This window comes from Cellulomonas xiejunii, assembly GCF_024508315.1.
GTDB lineage: Bacteria > Actinomycetota > Actinomycetes > Actinomycetales > Cellulomonadaceae > Cellulomonas > Cellulomonas xiejunii.
Genome location: NZ_CP101987.1, coordinates 1028836 through 1045279, shown reverse-complemented (window position 1 = coordinate 1045279; position 16444 = coordinate 1028836). Strand labels below are relative to the sequence as shown.

The following is a 16444-nucleotide window of genomic DNA, read 5'->3' as shown; positions in this document are numbered from 1 at the left end:
ATGGAGCAAGCCATGGACCACAGGTCGACGGTGCAGGACGCGCCCCCGACGAGCCTCGCCGTGCTGGAGGAACGTGCCCGGGCACGTCCCGAGGCGTTCGGGCGGACGTCGCTGATCGTGTGCGAGTCCCTCGTGCGCATCTACCAGTCCGAGGGCATCGAGGTGCAGGCCCTGCAGGGTCTGGACCTGCTCGTCGAGGAGGGCGAGCTCGTCGCCGTCGTCGGCGCGTCCGGGTCCGGCAAGTCGACGCTGCTGTCGGTGCTGTCGGGGCTCGACGTGCCGACCGCGGGCAACGTGCGGGTCGCCGAGTGGGACCTCATGACGATGACCGCCCGCGAGCGCGTCGAGTACCGCCGCTCCACCGTCGGGTTCGTGTGGCAGCAGACGGCGCGGAACCTCGTGCCGTACCTGACGGCCAAGGAGAACGTCGAGCTGCCCATGTCGCTCGCCGGTCGCCCCCGGCAGCAGCGGCGCACCGAGGCCGCGGCCCTCCTCGACGTGCTGGGCGTCGCGTACTGCGCCGACCGGCGGCCCGGCCAGATGTCCGGCGGCGAGCAGCAGCGCGTCGCGATCGCGGTCGGCCTGGCCAACTCCCCGCGCGTCCTGTTCGCCGACGAGCCCACCGGCGAGCTCGACACCGCGACGTCGAACGACGTCCTCGAGGCGATGCGCTCGGTCAACCGCGAGCTGGGCACGACCGTCGTCGTCGTCACGCACGACCCGAGCGTCAGCGACCACGTGCAGCGCACCGTCGAGATCCGCGACGGCCGTACGAGCTCGGAGGTCCTGCGCCGCACCGCGACGCGCGACGACGGGACCGAGCACGAGGTCGCCGAGGAGTTCGCCGTCCTGGACCGCGCAGGACGCATCCAGCTGCCCCAGGAGTACCGCGAGACCCTCGACCTGGTCGGGCGCGTGCGCCTCACGCTCGAGCAGTCGCACGTCGCGGTCCGTCGGGGCCAGGACGCCGCGGAGACGGACGACGCCTCGTCCGACGCGCACCGCACCGGACACGGACGGAGAGCCCGATGACCGCCACCACGACCGACCCGCGCAGTGCGGACCGCACGGGCGACGGGCCCCTCGTGCTCGTGGAGCACGTGGACCGCACCTTCGGCTCCGGCCACGCAGCGGTGCACGCGCTGCAGGACATCTCGCTCGAGGTGGCCCCGGGTGAGCTGGTCGCCCTCGTCGGACGCTCCGGGTCCGGCAAGACGACGCTGCTCAACACGATCGGCGGGCTCGACCGGCCCGACGCCGGGCGCATCGTCGTGGCCGGGCGCGAGGTGTCGTCGCTGGACGAGCGGGGTCTGGTGTCGCTGCGGCGCGACGTCGTCGCGTTCGTGTTCCAGACGTTCGGTCTCGTCCCCGTGCTGACGGCCGCCGAGAACGTGGGTGTGCCGCTACGGATGCGGCGCACACCCGTCGCCGAGCGCGAGGCGCGCGTCGAGCTGCTGCTCGACCTCGTGGGCCTGGGTCCGCACGCCAAGCAGCGACCGGGGCAGCTGTCGGGAGGTCAGCAGCAGCGCGTCGCGATCGCCCGTGCGCTCGCGAACTCCCCGCGGCTGCTCATCGCCGACGAGCCGACGGGCCAGCTCGACTCCGAGACGGGCCGCGCCGTCATGGCGCTCATCCGTGCGGTCGTCGAGGCCGAGGGCATGACCGCGATCGTGTCGACCCACGACCCGGTGATGGTGGCGCTGGCGGACCGCGTCGTGCACCTCGCCGACGGTCGTCTCGTCAACCGCTGATGCGCTGGCGTCCACGGCTCTTCCGCGGCCGACTGCGGGACCAGGCAGCCGTCGTTCTCGTCGTGGCGGTCGTCGCCGTCGCCGCGACGACGCTCGTCGGCGTGCTCGCCGGGCTGCTGAACGTCGCGGAGACCCGCGCGGTGCCGGAGGCCCTCGACCGGCTGGACCCCGCGCAGGTGCGCATCCAGTCGACCCTGTGGGTCGGTGGCGAGGACGTGGGGCCGGTGCTCGAGGACGCGCGGGCCGGGATCGCCGAGATCACCGGTGACGTGCCCACCACCGACGAGACGTGGCTGATCGGCGCCATCCACGCGCTGCCGACCGCCCCCGGAGCGAGGCAACCCGAGCTGACGTACCTCGCGTCGCTCCCGCACGACGCCGCGACCCTCCTCACGGGCAGGTGGCCGGACCGAGCCGTCGACGACGACGGCCGGGTCGAGGTCAACGTGCCCGCCGTCGCGGCCGAGGCACGCGGGTGGGAGGTCGGCGCGACCATCGACGCGCGCGACTGGGACTCGACCGAGTACCGCACGTGGGTCGTCGTCGGGACGCACGAGGCGGCCCGCCCGCTCGGTGCCTGGTCGCGGGACAGGTTGTCGGGCCGCGGGATCGAGCCGGAGTACAACATCCCCGGCCGCGCCGGCATGGCCGCGACCACAGCATGGGGTCCGCTGGTCGTGGACCCTGCGGCGCTCGCCGGTCCCGAGAAGGTCGACACCGCGTACCTGCTCACCTACCCGCAGCTCGCCGGCGCCTCGGACGCGGCGGTCGCCGAGCTGCGGGCCGAGGTGCCCGACGGCAGCGAGACGCTCGCCGCGGCACTCGGGGACGTCGGGGGACGGCTCGTCACGGACATCGGTGCGACGATCGACGCCACCTGGCGCGAGCTCGTCGTCACACGCGCGGCCGTCATCACGATCGGGCTGCTCCTGGCGACCCTCGCCGCTGCCGTCATGCTCCTGACGGCCCGGCTCCTGGCCGAGCGACGCGCCGTCGAGAGCGAGCTGCTCGCCGCACGCGGGGCATCGCCACGACAGCTCCGTTCCCTGGTGGTGCTCGAGGCGCTCGCGCTCGCAGGCGTCACCTGGTTGGTCGCGCCGTGGCTCGCGGGCCTCGCGCTCGACCTCGCGAGCCGCTCGGGCCTGCTGGCCGACGCGGGCTACGCGATGGATCCGGGCGTGCCCGACGGCGCACTGCTCGCCTGCGCCGCCATGGCCGGCGTGCTCGCCGTGACGCTCTGCGCCCCCGCGTGGCACACCGTGGGGTCGACGACCGGGACCGCGCACGCCGGGATCCTGCGCGTGGGTGGCGACGTCGCACTGCTGGCACTCGGCGGGCTCGCGATGTGGCAGCTCGTGGTGTACGGCTCGCCCCTGACGGGCGGCGTGGACGGGCCCCGCATCGACCCGGTGCTCGTGGCGGGCCCGGCGCTCGTCACGCTCGCTGCGGCGACGGTCGCGCTGCGCGCCGTCGCCCCCGTCGCACGCGCCGGTGAGCGGCTGGCAGGGCGCGCACGATCGTTCGTCGTCCCGCTCGCGGCGTGGCAGGTCGCACGGCGCTCGTCGGTCGCCACCGGCACCGTCCTGGTCGTCACGATCGCGGTGGCGGCGGGCACGTTCGCCACCGGGTTCGCCGCGACCTGGCGCACGTCACAGGTGGAGCAGGTGAACCTCGCGATGGGCACCGATCTGCGGGCGGACGAGATCACCGATCCCGCGCTCACGGCCTCGGTGACGTTCGGCGAGGCGACGGCCGCCCACGACGACGCGCACGGTCAACCCGTCGTGAACCGTCCCATCTCGCTCGGCGCCCGGGGCAACGCCGCCGGGGTTTCCGCACGGCTCGTCGCGGTCGACGCGTCACGGCCGCAGGACCTGCGCGGCCACGGCGAGGTGCCGTGGGGCGCGGTGGTCGACGAGCTCGGGGAGTCGGCGCCCGCGCTCGACGCCGGCACCCCGCTGCCGCCCGACTCGCAGTGGCTGGTGGTCGACGGCACCGTCGACACGCTCGAGGGAACCACGGGCAAGGCGCTCGTCGGTGTGACGGTCGAGGACGAGCGCGGTGTCCTCAACCAGCTTGGGCCGCGCTCGACCTTGCTCGGGGAGCCGTTCTCCCTCGTCTACGAGGTCCCCCCGGCAGGTAGCGGCACCCTGCGCGTCGTCGCCGTGGACACGCTCGTGAGCGTCGAGGAGCATGCGTTCGACGAAAGTGCCCAGCAGTCGATCGCTAGCGGCGTCATGCTCGCCCCGGCCGAGCTATCGATCACCGGGGTGCGCACCGTCGCCCGCTCCGAGGGCATCAGGTCGGCGTCGCAGGCGAAGAACGCGCCGAGCACGCCCGTCGCCGTCGACGTGGACGGCTGGTCCGCCGGCCTGCACCAGGAGGGCAGGATCCTCCAGGCGGAGGTCGAGAGCACGATGTCCCCGACAACGGGCTCCCTGGACCTGCGGTCGAAGATGGAGGTGTACCCCTGGGCGAGCGCGCCGGCCCGGCTGGTGGCACGGGCCTGGCCGGCGCCGGGCCCCGTCCCCGTCGTCGCGAGCCACGCGCTGCGCGACCGCCTGGACGGCACGGGGCGCGCCCTGACGATGAGCATCAACGGGGTCAACGTCCACGCCCGGGTCGTGCGCTACGTCGACCACGTCCCGGGGGCGCCCCGCGGGATCGCGATCCTCGCGGACCACACGACGCTCACGCGCGCGGTGCTCGAGAGCGGCGGCTCCCCCGGCATGGTCGACGCGTGGTGGGTCGCCGCACCCGCGGCGACGAGTGCCACCGTCGCCGCCGGGTTGAGCGACGTCGACGCCGTCGTGCGCACCCGTGCGGGCGAGCAGGACAAGGCGCTCACCGGACCGATCAGTGTCGCGGTGCCCGTCGCACTGTCCCTCGTGGGCTTCTCGGCAGCGCTCCTCGTCCTGATCGGCGCGGGCTCGGTCGCGGCGGCGTCGGTGCGCGCCCGCCGGCTCGAGCTGGCGCGCCTGCAGGCCATCGGCGCCTCCCGCCCCGGGCTGGTCGGCGGCCTGCTCGCCGAGAGCACGGTCCTGATCGTCGTCGGCGCGCTCGCCGGGGTGCTGGCGGGCTACGGCCTGGCCGCGGTCGTCGCACCCCTGCTCACGATGTCGCCCGACGGCCGCACCCCCGCCCCGGAACCCTGGCTCGTGTGGGCCTGGGGCGACCAGGCCCTGCAGACGTTCGCCGTCGCCGCGGGCGCGTCGGCAGTCGTCGCGGCGATGGTCGTCGCCGGGGTGCGCCGCACCTCCGGGGCGGCCCTGCGGATGGGAGACGACCGATGACGACGCTGGCGACACGCGCACGCGCGACGACGGGTGACGCGCTGCTCGTGACGCGCCGCCGCACACGGCAGGACGCGGGCCTGCTGCTGGGCACCGCACTCCTGCTGATCGCGACCCTGCTGGCGCTGCTGGCCGTCCCCCGGCTGCTGGACCGGACTGCCGTCACGGCGCTGCGGACGGCCGTCGTCAACGCCGGGCTCGACGGGGCGGTCACGGTCCGCGCCGTGCCACAGGGCCGCGGCGGCCTCGCGTTCGCCGCACCGCTCGAGGCGGCGGGGTGGATCGACACCGTGGCCCAGGGGCTGCGCCCGGCGATCGCCGTCGTGGAGTCCGTCCCCTACACCACGACCATCGACGGCACGGACCTCTCCGCGCGGCTGTCCCTGATGGACGCGCCCGGCCTGCGTTCGGAGCCCGTGACGTGGCCGGTGGGCGAGGCTCCCGAGCTCATCGTCTTCCCGGATCCGAAGGACCCCGACCCGCCGCCGATCCCCGACCTCGAGGTGGGTCTGAGCGTCCCCGTCGCCCGGGCACTCGGCGTGGATCCCGCTGCGGGCCCGGTGAGCGTGGAGCTGAGGAACCGTAGCTCGGTGCAGGAGGTCTGGGTCACCGGCCTGTACGAACCGGTCGACCCCTCCGACGGTCGTTGGGCGATCGCGCCCGACCTGCTGCAGATCGTGCCGGCAGACCCCGCGGACGAGGTGGCCGGGGCGTTCTCCCTGTACGTGCCTCCTGTGGCCGCCTCGGACCTGGCACGCTACTTCGGGAGCAAGCAGCTCACCGGTGAGGCCATCGCGCTGGTCGACTCCGAACGGCTCCGCACCGAGGACGTTCCCGCCCTGCGTCGCACCGTCGTGACCCTCATGGCGCAGGACCCCGACGTCACGAGCACGCTCCCGGACGTGCTCGACGCCTACGAGGCGCACGCCCACGCGACGACCGCACAGGCGTCGCTCGTGCTGGCGGGCATCGGTGCGACCGCCGCGTGCTGCCTCGTCCTGGCGGCGGCACTGCTCGTCGAGCGTCGTCGCAGCCACCTCGCGGGCGAACGCGCCCGTGGCGCCTCGCTGGCGTCCGTCGCGCTGCGCGGCGCCGTCGAGTCCGTGCCTGTCGCCTGCGCGGCCGCCCTCCTCGCGGGTGCGGCGATCACGCTGTGGCTGCCCGGTCAGCGGGGGTCGACCTGGTTGCCGGCGACTCTCGTCGTCGTGGCCGCGTCCGCGCCCTCGATCCTCGCCGCACGGGCCGCTGCAGCGGCGTGGACCGGTCGTCGCGTCCCGGCGGACCGCAGGGAGCGCGCGCGGCTCGCCGGGCTGCGCGGGGCACGTCGCCTCGTCGCGGAGATCGTCACCGTCGCCGTGGCAGTGCTGGCGCTCGTGTCGCTGCGCGGCCGCGGTCTCGTGCCTGACGACGGTGCGGAGCCGGACCCGCTGCTCGTGGCCACACCCTTCCTGCTGGCCGTCGCCGCGTCCCTCCTGGTGGTCCGCACCGCGCCCGCCGTGGTCCGCGCTGCGGGCAGGTGGGCGGCCCGGTCGCGCGGTCTGGCCGCTCCCCTCGCGGTGACCCGCGCGCAACGGGGTGCGACGGCCCTGCTGCCGCTCGTCAGCGTGACGGTCGCTGTCGCGCTCATGGTCCTCAGCGGCATCGTCGTGCACAACGTGCACGAAGGGCAGCAGGTCGCCGCCGACCGTCTCGTCGGCGCCGACGTCCGTATCGACGGCGTCCTCTCCTCGCAGAGCGCGGTCGCGGCGCTGGAGCAGATCGCCTCGGCGGACGGCGTGACGGCCGTCGCCACAGCTGCACAGATCGAGGAGCGCATCTTCGGGAGGGGCGGCGGTCTCACCGCCGCCGTGCTCGTGGTCGACGCCCCGGAGCTCGCACGGGTCCGTGACGCGATGGGCCTGCCGGTCGATCCGGGCCTGGCTGCCCTGGCCGAGCCGTCCGGCGCGCAGGTCCCCGCCCTGGTCGACGCAGACCTCCTCGCGCGCGTCGACGCCGCGGACGGCGTCCCGCTCCAGGTCACCAAAGGACGCGTGGACCTCGACGTGCGGGGCACCACGTCGCTGTCCATCGACGCGGGCGCACCACCGGCGGATGCCCGCGCGACGCACGCCTCCCGCACGCAGGACGACGGCGTGGTCGTCGTCGACGCGGCTGCCCTCGCCGCCCGGACCGACAACCTGCCGTCGACGACGCGCGCCTGGGTCACCGGCCCCGGGGCGGAGCAGGCAGTCGCCGACTCCGGGATCGCGCGCCTGCCGAAGGTGGCGGTGACGACACGCGACGGCTGGTACGCGACCTGGTCCCACGCGCCGCTGCCCCGCGCGCTGGCCATCCTGCTGCTCGCTGCAGTCGGTGCGCTGGGCGTGCTCGCCGTGATCGGGCTGGCACTGGTGGTCGTCGCGACGTCGGGCGAGCGCGGGCGCACGCTGTCCACGTTGCGCACGCTGGGGCTCGACGCACGCACGGCGCGGTGGGCGACCCTCGGCGAGCTCGCCCCGCTGGTGGTCGGCGGTCTGGTCGGCGGCAGCGCCATCGGTCTCGCGCTGCCCGTGCTCGTGGGGGACGCACTCGGGCTGTCCTGGGTGACGGCCGCCCCCGGGCACGTGCCGGTCGAGCTCACGTGGTGGCCCGTGCTGGTGGCCGCCGGGGCGCTCGCCGTCGCGCTGCTGGTGGCGGTCCTGGTCGAGCAGGCGGTCCGGCGCCGGGAACGGCTCGGGGAGGTCCTGCGGGTGGGCGCGCGCTGACGCGCGCGTCCGGGTCCGTCAGCCAGGTCCGTCAGCCCGGGTCCGTCAGCCTGCCGGCGGGCCTGCCACCCCGACCGTCGGCGCGGTCTGCTTCGACGGCCCCGGCACCTCGTGCCCCGGCCGGCCGCCCCGCATCGCGAAGGCGCACACGGCCCCGACGAGGAGCACGGCCACCGTCACCGCGAGCGTCTGCGCCGCGGCTGCGGCGAACCCGGCCTCGACGGCGGACTGCGCGGCCGCACGCACCTGGTCGACGACGTCGGGCGGCACGTCGGCGGGCAGGTCGAGGCCCCCGCCCGCGGCACCCAGGCCGGCAGCGGCGGACTGCCGGAAGCCCTCGACGAACGGCTCGCGCACCGCGTCGGGCAGGGACCGTGCCGCGTCCTGCGCGGCCGCCGGCATCGTGGTGGCGAGGCGCGACGTCAGCGCGGCGACCACGACGGCGGACCCGATGACCCCGCCGATCTGGCGGTTGGTGTTGAAGGCGCCCGCGCCGGCACCGGCGTTGCGCTGGTCGAGACCGGTGGTCGCGAGGTTGCCGAGCGGCGAGAACACCAGCCCGGTCCCCACACCGAAGCCCAGCATCGGCACGACGAGACGCCAGACCGCGACGTCGGGCTGGACCTGCGTCGCCAGGACACCGATCGACACGGCCAGCACGACGAAACCGGTGAAGACGACCCACTTGCCGGCGACGCGGTCCGAGAGCCGGCCCGCGAACGGTGCGACGACCCCGGAGATCAGCGACCCGGGCAGGCCGACGAGCGCCGCGTGCAGGGGCGAGAGCCCGAGGACCTGCTGCAGGTACAGCGTGAACGGGAAGAAGATGCCCGTCATCGCGAAGGACACGGCCGCACCGGCGAGGTTGGCGAGCGCGAAGTTGCGGTGCACGAACAGCCGCAGCGGCAGCAGCGCGTCCTCACCCCGGTGGCGCTGCCAGATCAGGAACACGCCGGAGACGACGGCGCCCGCACCGATGACGAGCGGCACCGTGATCGGGCCGACGATGGTGCCCCAGTCGTAGGCCGCACCCTCCTGGAGGCCGAACACGAGCAGGCTCATCCCGACGACGGAGAGCACGACGCCGGGCACGTCGAAGGTCCGCGCGTGCGTCGGCAGCGCGGGCAGCCGCGTCAGCGCGAGCCACAGGGCCACGCCGCCCACCGGGATGTTGACGTAGAAGATCCACTCCCAGCCGACGCTCTCGACGAGCACCCCGCCCAGCACCGGGCCGGTGATCGTCGCGACGCCCGCGACCGATCCCCAGATGCCCAGGGCGGCACCGCGCTTCTGCGCGGGGAACACGCGCGTGATCATCGCCATGGTCTGCGGCGTCATGAGCGCGCCGCCGATCCCCTGCACGGCGCGGGCGGCGATGAGCACGCCGACCGACCCGGCGAGGCCGCAGGCCAGGGACGCGACCGTGAACACGACGAGCCCGGCGACGAACACGGGCCGCGGCCCGAAGCGGTCACCCATCCGGCCGGTGACGAGCAGCAGCACCGCGAAGGTGAGCAGGTAGGCGCTGTTGACCCAGCCGACGGTCACGAGGCTCGCGTCGAACGCGGCCTGGAGGGTCGGCACGGCGATGTTCACGATGGTCGTGTCGACCATGATCATGAAGAAGCCGAGGCACAGCGGGGGCAGGATGCTCCACGGGCTCCGGCCGCCCAGGTCCACGTCGGGGGCGGGTGCGGTCATGACGTGCTCCGGTCTACGGGGCGCCGGTGCGGCGCAGTCGTGCGCGGGACGCGGGACCTCCGCCACGGCCCGGCGCGCCACATTACGCCGCTGTGCGGCGCCCGGCGCGACGACGGGGCGGCGGTCGGGAAGGAGACGGGGGCGGTGACGGGCGCGGCGGTCGGCTGTGGGCCACGGACGACCGCCGCGCCGCTCCTCAGAGCTCGATGCCCTCGAATAGCTCGGTGACGAGCGCGGCGACGGGGGACCGCTCCGAGCGGGTCAGGGTCACGTGCGCGAACAGCGGGTGCCCCTTGAGCGCCTCGATGACCGCTGCTACCCCGTCGTGCCGACCGACGCGCAGGTTGTCGCGCTGCGCGACGTCGTGCGTGAGGACGACGCGGGACGACTGCCCGATGCGTGAGAGCACGGTCAGCAGCACGTTGCGCTCGAGGGACTGCGCCTCGTCGACGATCACGAAGGCGTCGTGCAGCGACCGGCCACGGATGTGCGTCAGCGGCAGCACCTCGAGGATGTCGCGGTCGAGGATCTCCTCGACGACCTCCTTGCTGACGAGCGCCCCGAGGGTGTCGAAGACGGCCTGCGCCCACGGGCTCATCTTCTCCGCCGAGTCGCCGGGCAGGTAGCCCAGGTCCTGGCCCCCCACCGCGTACAGCGGCCGGAAGACCATGACCTTGCGGTGCTGACGGCGTTCGAGCACCGCCTCCAGGCCCGCGCACAGCGCGAGCGCGGACTTGCCGGTCCCGGCGCGCCCGCCCAGCGAGACGATGCCGATCTCCTCGTCCAGGAGCAGGTCGATCGCGATGCGCTGCTCCGCCGAGCGGCCGTGCACGCCGAACACGTCCTGGTCGCCGCGCACCAGCTGCACGTGCTTGTCGGCCGTGACCCGGCCCAGCGCCGACCCGCGCGGGCTGTGCAGCACGAGACCCGTGTGGCAGGGCAGGTCGGCCGCGCCGCCGAGCACGGCCGAGGGACCCACGACGACGTCCGCGAGCGCGACCGACTCGTGCTCCCACAGGTCCGCCATCTGCCGCTCGGACAGGTCGAGCGCGTCCATGCCCGTCCACCCGGAGTCCACCGCGAGCTCGGCGCGGTACTCCTCCGCGGTCAGACCGACCGCCGAGGCCTTGACCCGCATCGGCAGGTCCTTGGACACGACGACGACGTGCTGCCCCTCGGCCGCGAGGTTGGCAGCGACCGCCAGGATGCGCGTGTCGTTGTCCCCCAGGCGGAACCCGGCGGGCAGCACCGCGGGGTCCACGTGGTTGAGCTCGACCCGCAGCGTGCCGCCCTGGTCGGTGACGGACATCGGCGCGTCCAGGCGTCCGTGCTTGATGCGCAGGTCGTCCAGCAGGCGCAGGGCGCTGCGCGCGTAGTAGCCGAGCTCCGCGTGGTGGCGCTTGGCCTCGAGCTCCGTGATCACGACGACGGGGAGCACGACGTCCTGCTCGGCGAACCGCAGGATGGCACGGGGGTCGGACAGCAGGACGGACGTGTCGAGCACGTAGGTCAGGCGGGGGGTGGGGGTCGAGCCGTCGGTCTGCGACACCGCGGTGGCGCTGGTCGCGGTCGTCGTTGCCGGGTCGTGCTTCGAGATCTGGTCCACGGCAGGCTCCCCTCGGCGCCTCAGCGCCGGTCTGGACACTTCCCGACGGCCCCTGGCGCGGCAGCGCAGACGGACCGGCGTTCGGCGGCGGGACGGGGTCGGTCGGCCGAGGGCCGGGTCCGGCCCTCCTCCCGGAGCGCATGCTCCATGGGCTGACCTCCCGGGACGGCGGGTGCCGTCCGTTGTGTCCGAAGGTAACCCGCACCACCGACACGGTGCCCGCGACCCGTCGGCGACACGCGAGAAAGCCGCTCGCCGTCCACCTGGCGGAAGGACGTCAGCGTCCCAGGCGCCGCTCCCGCTGGCTGTACGCCCGCACGGCGCGCAGGAAGTCGACGCGCCGGAAGTCCGGCCAGTAGGCGTCGCAGAAGTAGAACTCGGAGTGGGCGCTCTGCCACAGCAGGAACCCGCCGAGCCGCTGCTCGCCGGACGTGCGGATGACGAGGTCCGGGTCGGGCTGCCCCTTGGTGTACAGGTGCTGGGTGATGTGCTCGACGTCGAACGCCTCCGCGAGCTCGTCGAGGCTCGAGCCGGCGTCGGCGTGCATGCGCAGGAAGGCGCGCACGGCATCGGCGATCTCGCGCCGCCCGCCGTAGCCCACCGCCGCGTTGACGTGCAGTCCCTGCACGTCGGCCGTGGCGTCCTGCGCCGCCTTGAGCGCGGCAGCCGTGCAGTCCGGCAGCATGTCGAGCGCGCCGACCGCCTGGATGCGCCAGCGGCGCTCCGCGGCGAGCTCCCCGACGACGTCCTCGATGACCCGCAGGAGCTCGCCCAGCTCCGCGGGGTCCCGCGCGAGGTTGTCGGTCGACAGCAGCCACAGCGTGACGACCTCGACGCCGATGTTCTCGCTCCACTGCAGCAGGTCGCTGATCTTGTCGGCGCCGCGCCGGTGCCCGGTCGCGGACGACAGCCCGCTGTCGCGGGCCCAGCGCCGGTTGCCGTCGAGGATGACGCCGACGTGGCGCGGCACCTGGTCCGGATGCAGCGACGCGGCCAGGCGTCGCTCGTACAGGCCGTAGAGCGGGTGCGGCAGGCGCACGCGTAGCCTCCCAGGGGCGGGTCGTCGGACGTCCAACACGGTACTCGCCACGACGGACCGCCGGGAGCAGGTCGGCCTCGGTACACGATGCAGAGGTCCCATGACACGTCACCTACGGCGACGTAACCTACGTCCACGTAGGTCAGGCGGACGACGCACGAGCAGAGAGCGGTCACACCCTTCGATGAGCACCTCCCCCGCGCACGGACAGCAGCACGCAGCACGCTCCGACGACCACGCCGGCGCCGGTCCGCTCGCTCGCGCCGCCGCCGACGTCGGTGACGCCGTCGGTGACGCCGTCGACGCCGCCGTCGAGAACATCAAGCCCCGCCTGCGCGGCTGGGTCCACGCCGGCGTGGCGCCGTTCGTCCTGGTCGCGGCGATCGCCCTCGTGGCCATGTCGCCGACGCCCGCGGCCCGCTGGTCCAACACGGTCTTCGGGGTCTCGGCGGTCCTGCTCTTCGGGACGAGCGCCGTCTACCACCGTGGCACGTGGTCGCCGCGCGTCGCGGGCATCCTGCGACGCCTCGACCACACCAACATCTTCCTGATCATCGCCGGCACCTACACGCCGCTCGCCGTCCTGCTGCTGCCCGCGGCGACGGCGCGCAGGCTGCTCGTGGTGGTCTGGACCGGGGCGATCCTCGGGCTCCTGGCCCGCATCTTCTGGCTGCACGCACCGCGCTGGGTGTACGTCCCGATCTACCTCGCGCTGGGCTGGGTGGCCGTCGGGTTCTTCCCGCAGTTCTGGGAGGCGGGCGGGCCCACGATCGTCTACCTCATCGCGGTCGGCGGCCTGGCGTACACCGTCGGCGCGATCGTGTACGGGCTCAAGAAGCCCAACCCGAGCCCGCGCTGGTTCGGGTTCCACGAGATCTTCCACGTGCTCACGGTGATCGGGTGCGGCACCCACATGGTCGCCGTGGCGATCGCCACGTCACGCCTCGGCTGACGCGGCCCGCCCACGTCGGACCCGGCCACCTCGGAGCCGGGCGACTCAGCCCCGCGGCACCACCGCGTAGCGGCGGTGCGCCAGCGACGGGTTGCGCTCACGCACGGACCGCAGCTCGTCGGCGTCGAGGTCGACCGTGCGGACCTGCGGCACATCGTCCAGCTCGAGGCCGACGACCCCGTCCGGCCCGACGACGAGCGAGCGGCCCACGACACCCCGGCCCGCCTGGCCCACAGCGACCACCGCGGCGGTGTTCTCGATCGCGCGGGCGACCGCGAGCGTGCGCCAGTGCATCGCCTTGAGGTCACCCGACGCCCACGCGGCGGGCACCACGAGCACGTCGGCGCCGGCGTCGACGAGCCGGCGCGCGGACTCCGGGAACCGCAGGTCGTAGCACGTCAGCACGCCGAAGCGCAGCCCGGCCACGTCGAGCACGAGTGGCGGTGCGTCGAGCGGGCCCGGCGCGAGCCGCTGCGACTCCCGGTGCCCGAACGCGTCGTACAGGTGGACCTTGCGGTAGACGCCCGCGACCTGGCCACCGGCGTCGACCGCCACGACGACGTTGTGGGCGCGCGGCTGCCCGTCGGCGCCCGGCTCCCCACCCGGCACCGTCGTGCCGGCGACGACCGCCAGGCCGTGCGCGGCCGCGTCCTCGCGCAACGCCGAGACGAACGGGCCGTCCAGCGGCTCGGCCAGCTCGACGCCCACACCGCGCGGGTCGAACGCGCACGCGTACTCCGGCAGCACCACCAGGTCCGCGCGGGCGCGTGCCGCGGTGCGCAGCGCGTCTCGGGCCGCCAGCAGGTTCGCGTGGCGGTCCTGCCCCACCTCGAGCTGCGCGACCGTGACGCGCACGGCCGGGCGCTGCGGCGGCTGGGGACGAGCGCTCACCGAGGCCCCGCGTCGGGGCGGGTGTCGTCCGAGCGCCCGTCCGGGCCCGTGCGGCTGCCCGACACACCGTCGGTGCCGCCGTCCGGGCCGCGGTCCGACGCCATGTCGTCCCCGAGGGTCCCGGTGGGCGTGGCGTTCTCCGCCTCGGCGCGCAGCCGGTCGCGGTGGGTAGCCCGGCGCATGCGTCGCGTGAAGGACACGGCGAGAGCGATGACCGCGAGCGCGAGCAGGAAGGTCGCGACGAAGCCGTCGAAGCCGGGCGAGCCCTCCGTGGGGCTCTCGTACGCGGGTCCCGGCAGCCGCCCGGACGACAGTGCGCTCGCGGTCAGGGCCGTCGTCACCAGGGCGTTCATCGTGCGTGCTCCGTCCCGCGGACACCCGCGAACAGGTCGGTCTCGGGCAGTGTCGTCTCCACGCGGGACTCGGCGAGCTCGTACTCCTCGGCGGGCCAGGTCGCGACCTCGACCTCGCGCGGGACGGCGAAGAACCAACCCTCCGGGTCGATCTGCGTGGCGTGCGCGCGCAGCGCGGCGTCGCGCTGCGCGAAGTGGTCGGCGCACGCGATGCGCGTCGTCACCTCGCGCTCGGGGACCTCGCGCGCCTGGCGTGAGTCGATCCAGTCGCTGAACGGCGACTCGCCACCGGCGGCCACGATCGCGTCGTGCACGGCCCGCATCCGCGCGAGCGAGAAGCCGTGGTTGTAGTACAGCTTGAGCGGCGTCCACGGCTCGCCCTGCCCGCGGTAGCGCTCGGGGTCGCCGGCCGTCGCGAACGCCTCGACCGAGACCCGGTGGCACATGATGTGGTCAGGGTGCGGGTACCCGCCCGACGGGTCGTACGTCGTGATCACGTGCGGCCGGAACTCCCGGACCGCTGCGACGAGCGGGGCGCTCGCCTCCTCGAGCGGCAGGGTCGCGAACGAGCCCTCGGGCAGCGGCGGCAGCGGGTCACCCTCGGGCAGCCCCGAGTCGACGAACCCGAGCCAACGCTGCTGGACGCCCAGCGCGGCGGCCGCCGCGGCCATCTCCTCACGCCGCACGGCGCGCATCGCCTCCAGACCCTCGGGAGCCGGGCCGTAGTGCGGGTTGAGGACGTCGCCGCGCTCACCGCCCGTGCACGTCACGACCAGGACCTCGACACCCTCCGCGGCGTACCGCGCGGTGGTCGCCGCACCCTTGCTGGACTCGTCGTCCGGGTGCGCGTGCACCGCCATCAGCCGTAGCCGGTCCGAGCTCACCGTGGATCCTTCCGTGGCAGGTCGTGGGACGAGAGACAATGATCCCTCACCGCGCCGACACCCGTCGCACGAGACCCAGGAGGCCCCATCGTGGTCGCACCGGCCCCCCGCCCGCCCGCCGGGCGCTACGGACCGGAACCCACCGACGGCACCCGCCGCCTGCAGCGCCTCGCGCTCGCCGCGGTCGTGGTGGTCGCCATGGTGCTCCTCGCCTGGATCGGCACGGGAGTCATGCGCGACCCGGTGATCTGGCAGGACGTCGGCTACCGCGTGGACGGGCCGACGTCGACCGAGGTGACGTTCGACGTCACCACACCGCTGGGCCAGGCGGCGACGTGCCGCGTCCAGGCCCTGTCGTCGACGTACGCGCAGGTCGGCGTTCTGGACGTGCCGATCCCTCCCGCGGAGACGCGCACCCGTCGCGTGACCGTCACCGTGCCGACCGTGCAGCTCGCCGTGACGGGCGTCGTGCAGGGGTGCGAACCGGTCGACTGAGTTCCCCCGGACGTCTGGCTCCTGGTCCGGGGCGAGCCCGGGCCCGGGGTTGCTAGGCTGTGCGTTTACGCCGCCCCCGGTCCGGCGTCGTACGACAGGTCGACGCGACCGCGGTGGCAGGCCCACCCGCCCCCGCGTCGCACCGTCGTCCGCGCCCCCGGGGGTTCACGCGCCGTCGGACCGACGGCCACCCCAGGCAGGCAAGGAAGGAGCGATCGTGACCGAGACGACTGCGGCCACATGGCTGACGCAGGAGGCCTACGACCGCCTCACGGAGGAGCTCACGTACCTCCAGACGGACGGTCGCAAGGAGATCACGGACCGCATCGCGGCGGCCCGTGACGAGGGCGACCTCAAGGAGAACGGCGGCTACCACGCCGCCCGCGAGGAGCAGGCCAAGCAGGAGGCCCGCATCCGCGAGCTCCAGGCCAAGCTCCGCAACGTGCAGATCGGCACGCCGCCCGACGACGGCGTCGTCGAGCCCGGCATGGTCGTGACGGCCCTCGTCGCAGGTGACGAGATGACGTTCCTGCTCGGCTCGCGCGAGATCGCGGGGAGCGCGGACATCGACGTCTTCTCCCCGACGTCGCCCCTGGGCGCCGCGATCCACGGGCACAAGGTTGGCGACTCGACGTCGTACGAGGCGCCGAACGGTCGCCAGATCCCGGTCGAGATCAAGGCAGCCAGCCCGTTCCACGGCTGACGCGTCCCGCCGGGTGCGGGGCAGACGGCCTG

13 protein-coding genes are annotated in these 16444 nt (G+C 74.4%); 7 read left to right on the top strand and 6 right to left on the bottom strand.

Features of this window, described 5'->3' with window-relative positions:
* Positions 1 to 12: 12 nt before the first annotated feature.
* The 4 genes from NP048_RS04915 to NP048_RS04900 are packed head-to-tail and all read left to right on the top strand — an operon-like array spanning position 13 to position 7788.
* On the top strand, positions 13 to 1032 hold the full coding sequence (locus NP048_RS04915) for an ABC transporter ATP-binding protein (protein WP_227578371.1): 1020 nt from the start codon (positions 13 to 15) through the stop codon (positions 1030 to 1032).
* Positions 1029 to 1751 carry an ABC transporter ATP-binding protein gene (locus NP048_RS04910; protein ID WP_227578370.1) on the top strand — a complete coding sequence of 241 codons (723 nt, stop codon included), beginning with the start codon at positions 1029 to 1031 and terminating at the stop codon, positions 1749 to 1751. The genes NP048_RS04915 and NP048_RS04910 overlap by 4 nt, the downstream gene beginning before the upstream one ends.
* Positions 1751 to 5044: an FtsX-like permease family protein gene (locus tag NP048_RS04905; protein ID WP_227578369.1), complete on the top strand. Its 3294-nt coding sequence runs from the start codon at positions 1751 to 1753 to the stop codon at positions 5042 to 5044. The genes NP048_RS04910 and NP048_RS04905 overlap by 1 nt, the downstream gene beginning before the upstream one ends.
* On the top strand, positions 5041 to 7788 hold the full coding sequence (locus NP048_RS04900; RefSeq protein WP_227578368.1) for an FtsX-like permease family protein: 2748 nt from the start codon (positions 5041 to 5043) through the stop codon (positions 7786 to 7788). Before NP048_RS04905 ends, NP048_RS04900 begins: the two co-directional genes overlap by 4 nt.
* A gap of 45 nt (positions 7789 to 7833) precedes the next feature.
* Here the strand turns inward: NP048_RS04900 and NP048_RS04895 are convergent, their stop codons facing one another.
* The 3 genes from NP048_RS04895 to NP048_RS04885 all read right to left on the bottom strand — a co-directional run bounded on the left by NP048_RS04895 (position 7834) and on the right by NP048_RS04885 (position 12134).
* Positions 7834 to 9489: an MDR family MFS transporter gene (locus tag NP048_RS04895; protein ID WP_227578367.1), complete on the bottom strand. Its 1656-nt coding sequence runs from the start codon at positions 9487 to 9489 to the stop codon at positions 7834 to 7836.
* A gap of 196 nt (positions 9490 to 9685) precedes the next feature.
* Entirely contained in the window at positions 9686 to 11038 is a 1353-nt protein-coding gene (phoH2, locus tag NP048_RS04890) for an RNA 5'-3' helicase PhoH2 (RefSeq protein ID WP_227578505.1), read from the bottom strand.
* A gap of 334 nt (positions 11039 to 11372) precedes the next feature.
* Complete coding sequence (locus NP048_RS04885; protein WP_227578366.1) at positions 11373 to 12134, bottom strand: isoprenyl transferase; 762 nt, start codon at positions 12132 to 12134, stop codon at positions 11373 to 11375.
* 184 nt (positions 12135 to 12318) lie between these two features.
* Between NP048_RS04885 and trhA the strand changes: the two genes are divergently transcribed.
* On the top strand, positions 12319 to 13086 hold the full coding sequence (trhA, locus tag NP048_RS04880; protein WP_227578365.1) for a PAQR family membrane homeostasis protein TrhA: 768 nt from the start codon (positions 12319 to 12321) through the stop codon (positions 13084 to 13086).
* A gap of 45 nt (positions 13087 to 13131) precedes the next feature.
* On the opposite strand, the gene NP048_RS04875 is transcribed toward trhA, so the two are convergent.
* From NP048_RS04875 to mca, 3 genes are read right to left on the bottom strand one after another with little or no spacing between them, the layout of a single operon-like run.
* On the bottom strand, positions 13132 to 13977 hold the full coding sequence (locus tag NP048_RS04875; protein WP_227578364.1) for a carbon-nitrogen hydrolase family protein: 846 nt from the start codon (positions 13975 to 13977) through the stop codon (positions 13132 to 13134).
* Positions 13974 to 14330 (bottom strand): hypothetical protein, encoded by a 357-nt coding sequence (locus NP048_RS04870; RefSeq protein WP_227578363.1) that lies wholly within the window; start codon positions 14328 to 14330, stop codon positions 13974 to 13976. The genes NP048_RS04875 and NP048_RS04870 overlap by 4 nt, the downstream gene beginning before the upstream one ends.
* Positions 14327 to 15190 carry a mycothiol conjugate amidase Mca gene (gene mca / locus NP048_RS04865; RefSeq protein WP_255620425.1) on the bottom strand — a complete coding sequence of 288 codons (864 nt, stop codon included), beginning with the start codon at positions 15188 to 15190 and terminating at the stop codon, positions 14327 to 14329. The genes NP048_RS04870 and mca overlap by 4 nt, the downstream gene beginning before the upstream one ends.
* Positions 15191 to 15304: 114 nt before the next feature.
* Here mca and NP048_RS04860 point away from each other — a divergent pair, with 114 nt between their 5' ends.
* The gene (locus NP048_RS04860; RefSeq protein ID WP_227578361.1) at positions 15305 to 15709 is read left to right on the top strand and encodes a DUF4307 domain-containing protein; all 405 of its coding nucleotides are present in this window, start codon (positions 15305 to 15307) and stop codon (positions 15707 to 15709) included.
* 217 nt (positions 15710 to 15926) lie between these two features.
* Complete coding sequence (greA, locus tag NP048_RS04855) at positions 15927 to 16412, top strand: transcription elongation factor GreA (RefSeq protein ID WP_227578360.1); 486 nt, start codon at positions 15927 to 15929, stop codon at positions 16410 to 16412.
* The last annotated feature ends 32 nt before the right edge of the window (positions 16413 to 16444 follow it).

Excerpts from the sequence above, each read along its gene's own strand:
- trhA (WP_227578365.1), top strand. The coding sequence starts at position 12,319 with ATGAGCACCTCCCCCGCGCACGGACAGCAGCACGCAGCACGCTCCGAC.
- NP048_RS04915 (WP_227578371.1), top strand. The coding sequence starts at position 13 with ATGGACCACAGGTCGACGGTGCAGGACGCGCCCCCGACGAGCCTCGCC.
- NP048_RS04895 (WP_227578367.1), bottom strand. The coding sequence starts at position 9,489 with ATGACCGCACCCGCCCCCGACGTGGACCTGGGCGGCCGGAGCCCGTGG.
- mca (WP_255620425.1), bottom strand. The coding sequence starts at position 15,190 with ATGGCGGTGCACGCGCACCCGGACGACGAGTCCAGCAAGGGTGCGGCG.
- NP048_RS04910 (WP_227578370.1), top strand. The coding sequence starts at position 1,029 with ATGACCGCCACCACGACCGACCCGCGCAGTGCGGACCGCACGGGCGAC.
- NP048_RS04905 (WP_227578369.1), top strand. The coding sequence starts at position 1,751 with ATGCGCTGGCGTCCACGGCTCTTCCGCGGCCGACTGCGGGACCAGGCA.
- NP048_RS04870 (WP_227578363.1), bottom strand. The coding sequence starts at position 14,330 with ATGAACGCCCTGGTGACGACGGCCCTGACCGCGAGCGCACTGTCGTCC.
- NP048_RS04900 (WP_227578368.1), top strand. The coding sequence starts at position 5,041 with ATGACGACGCTGGCGACACGCGCACGCGCGACGACGGGTGACGCGCTG.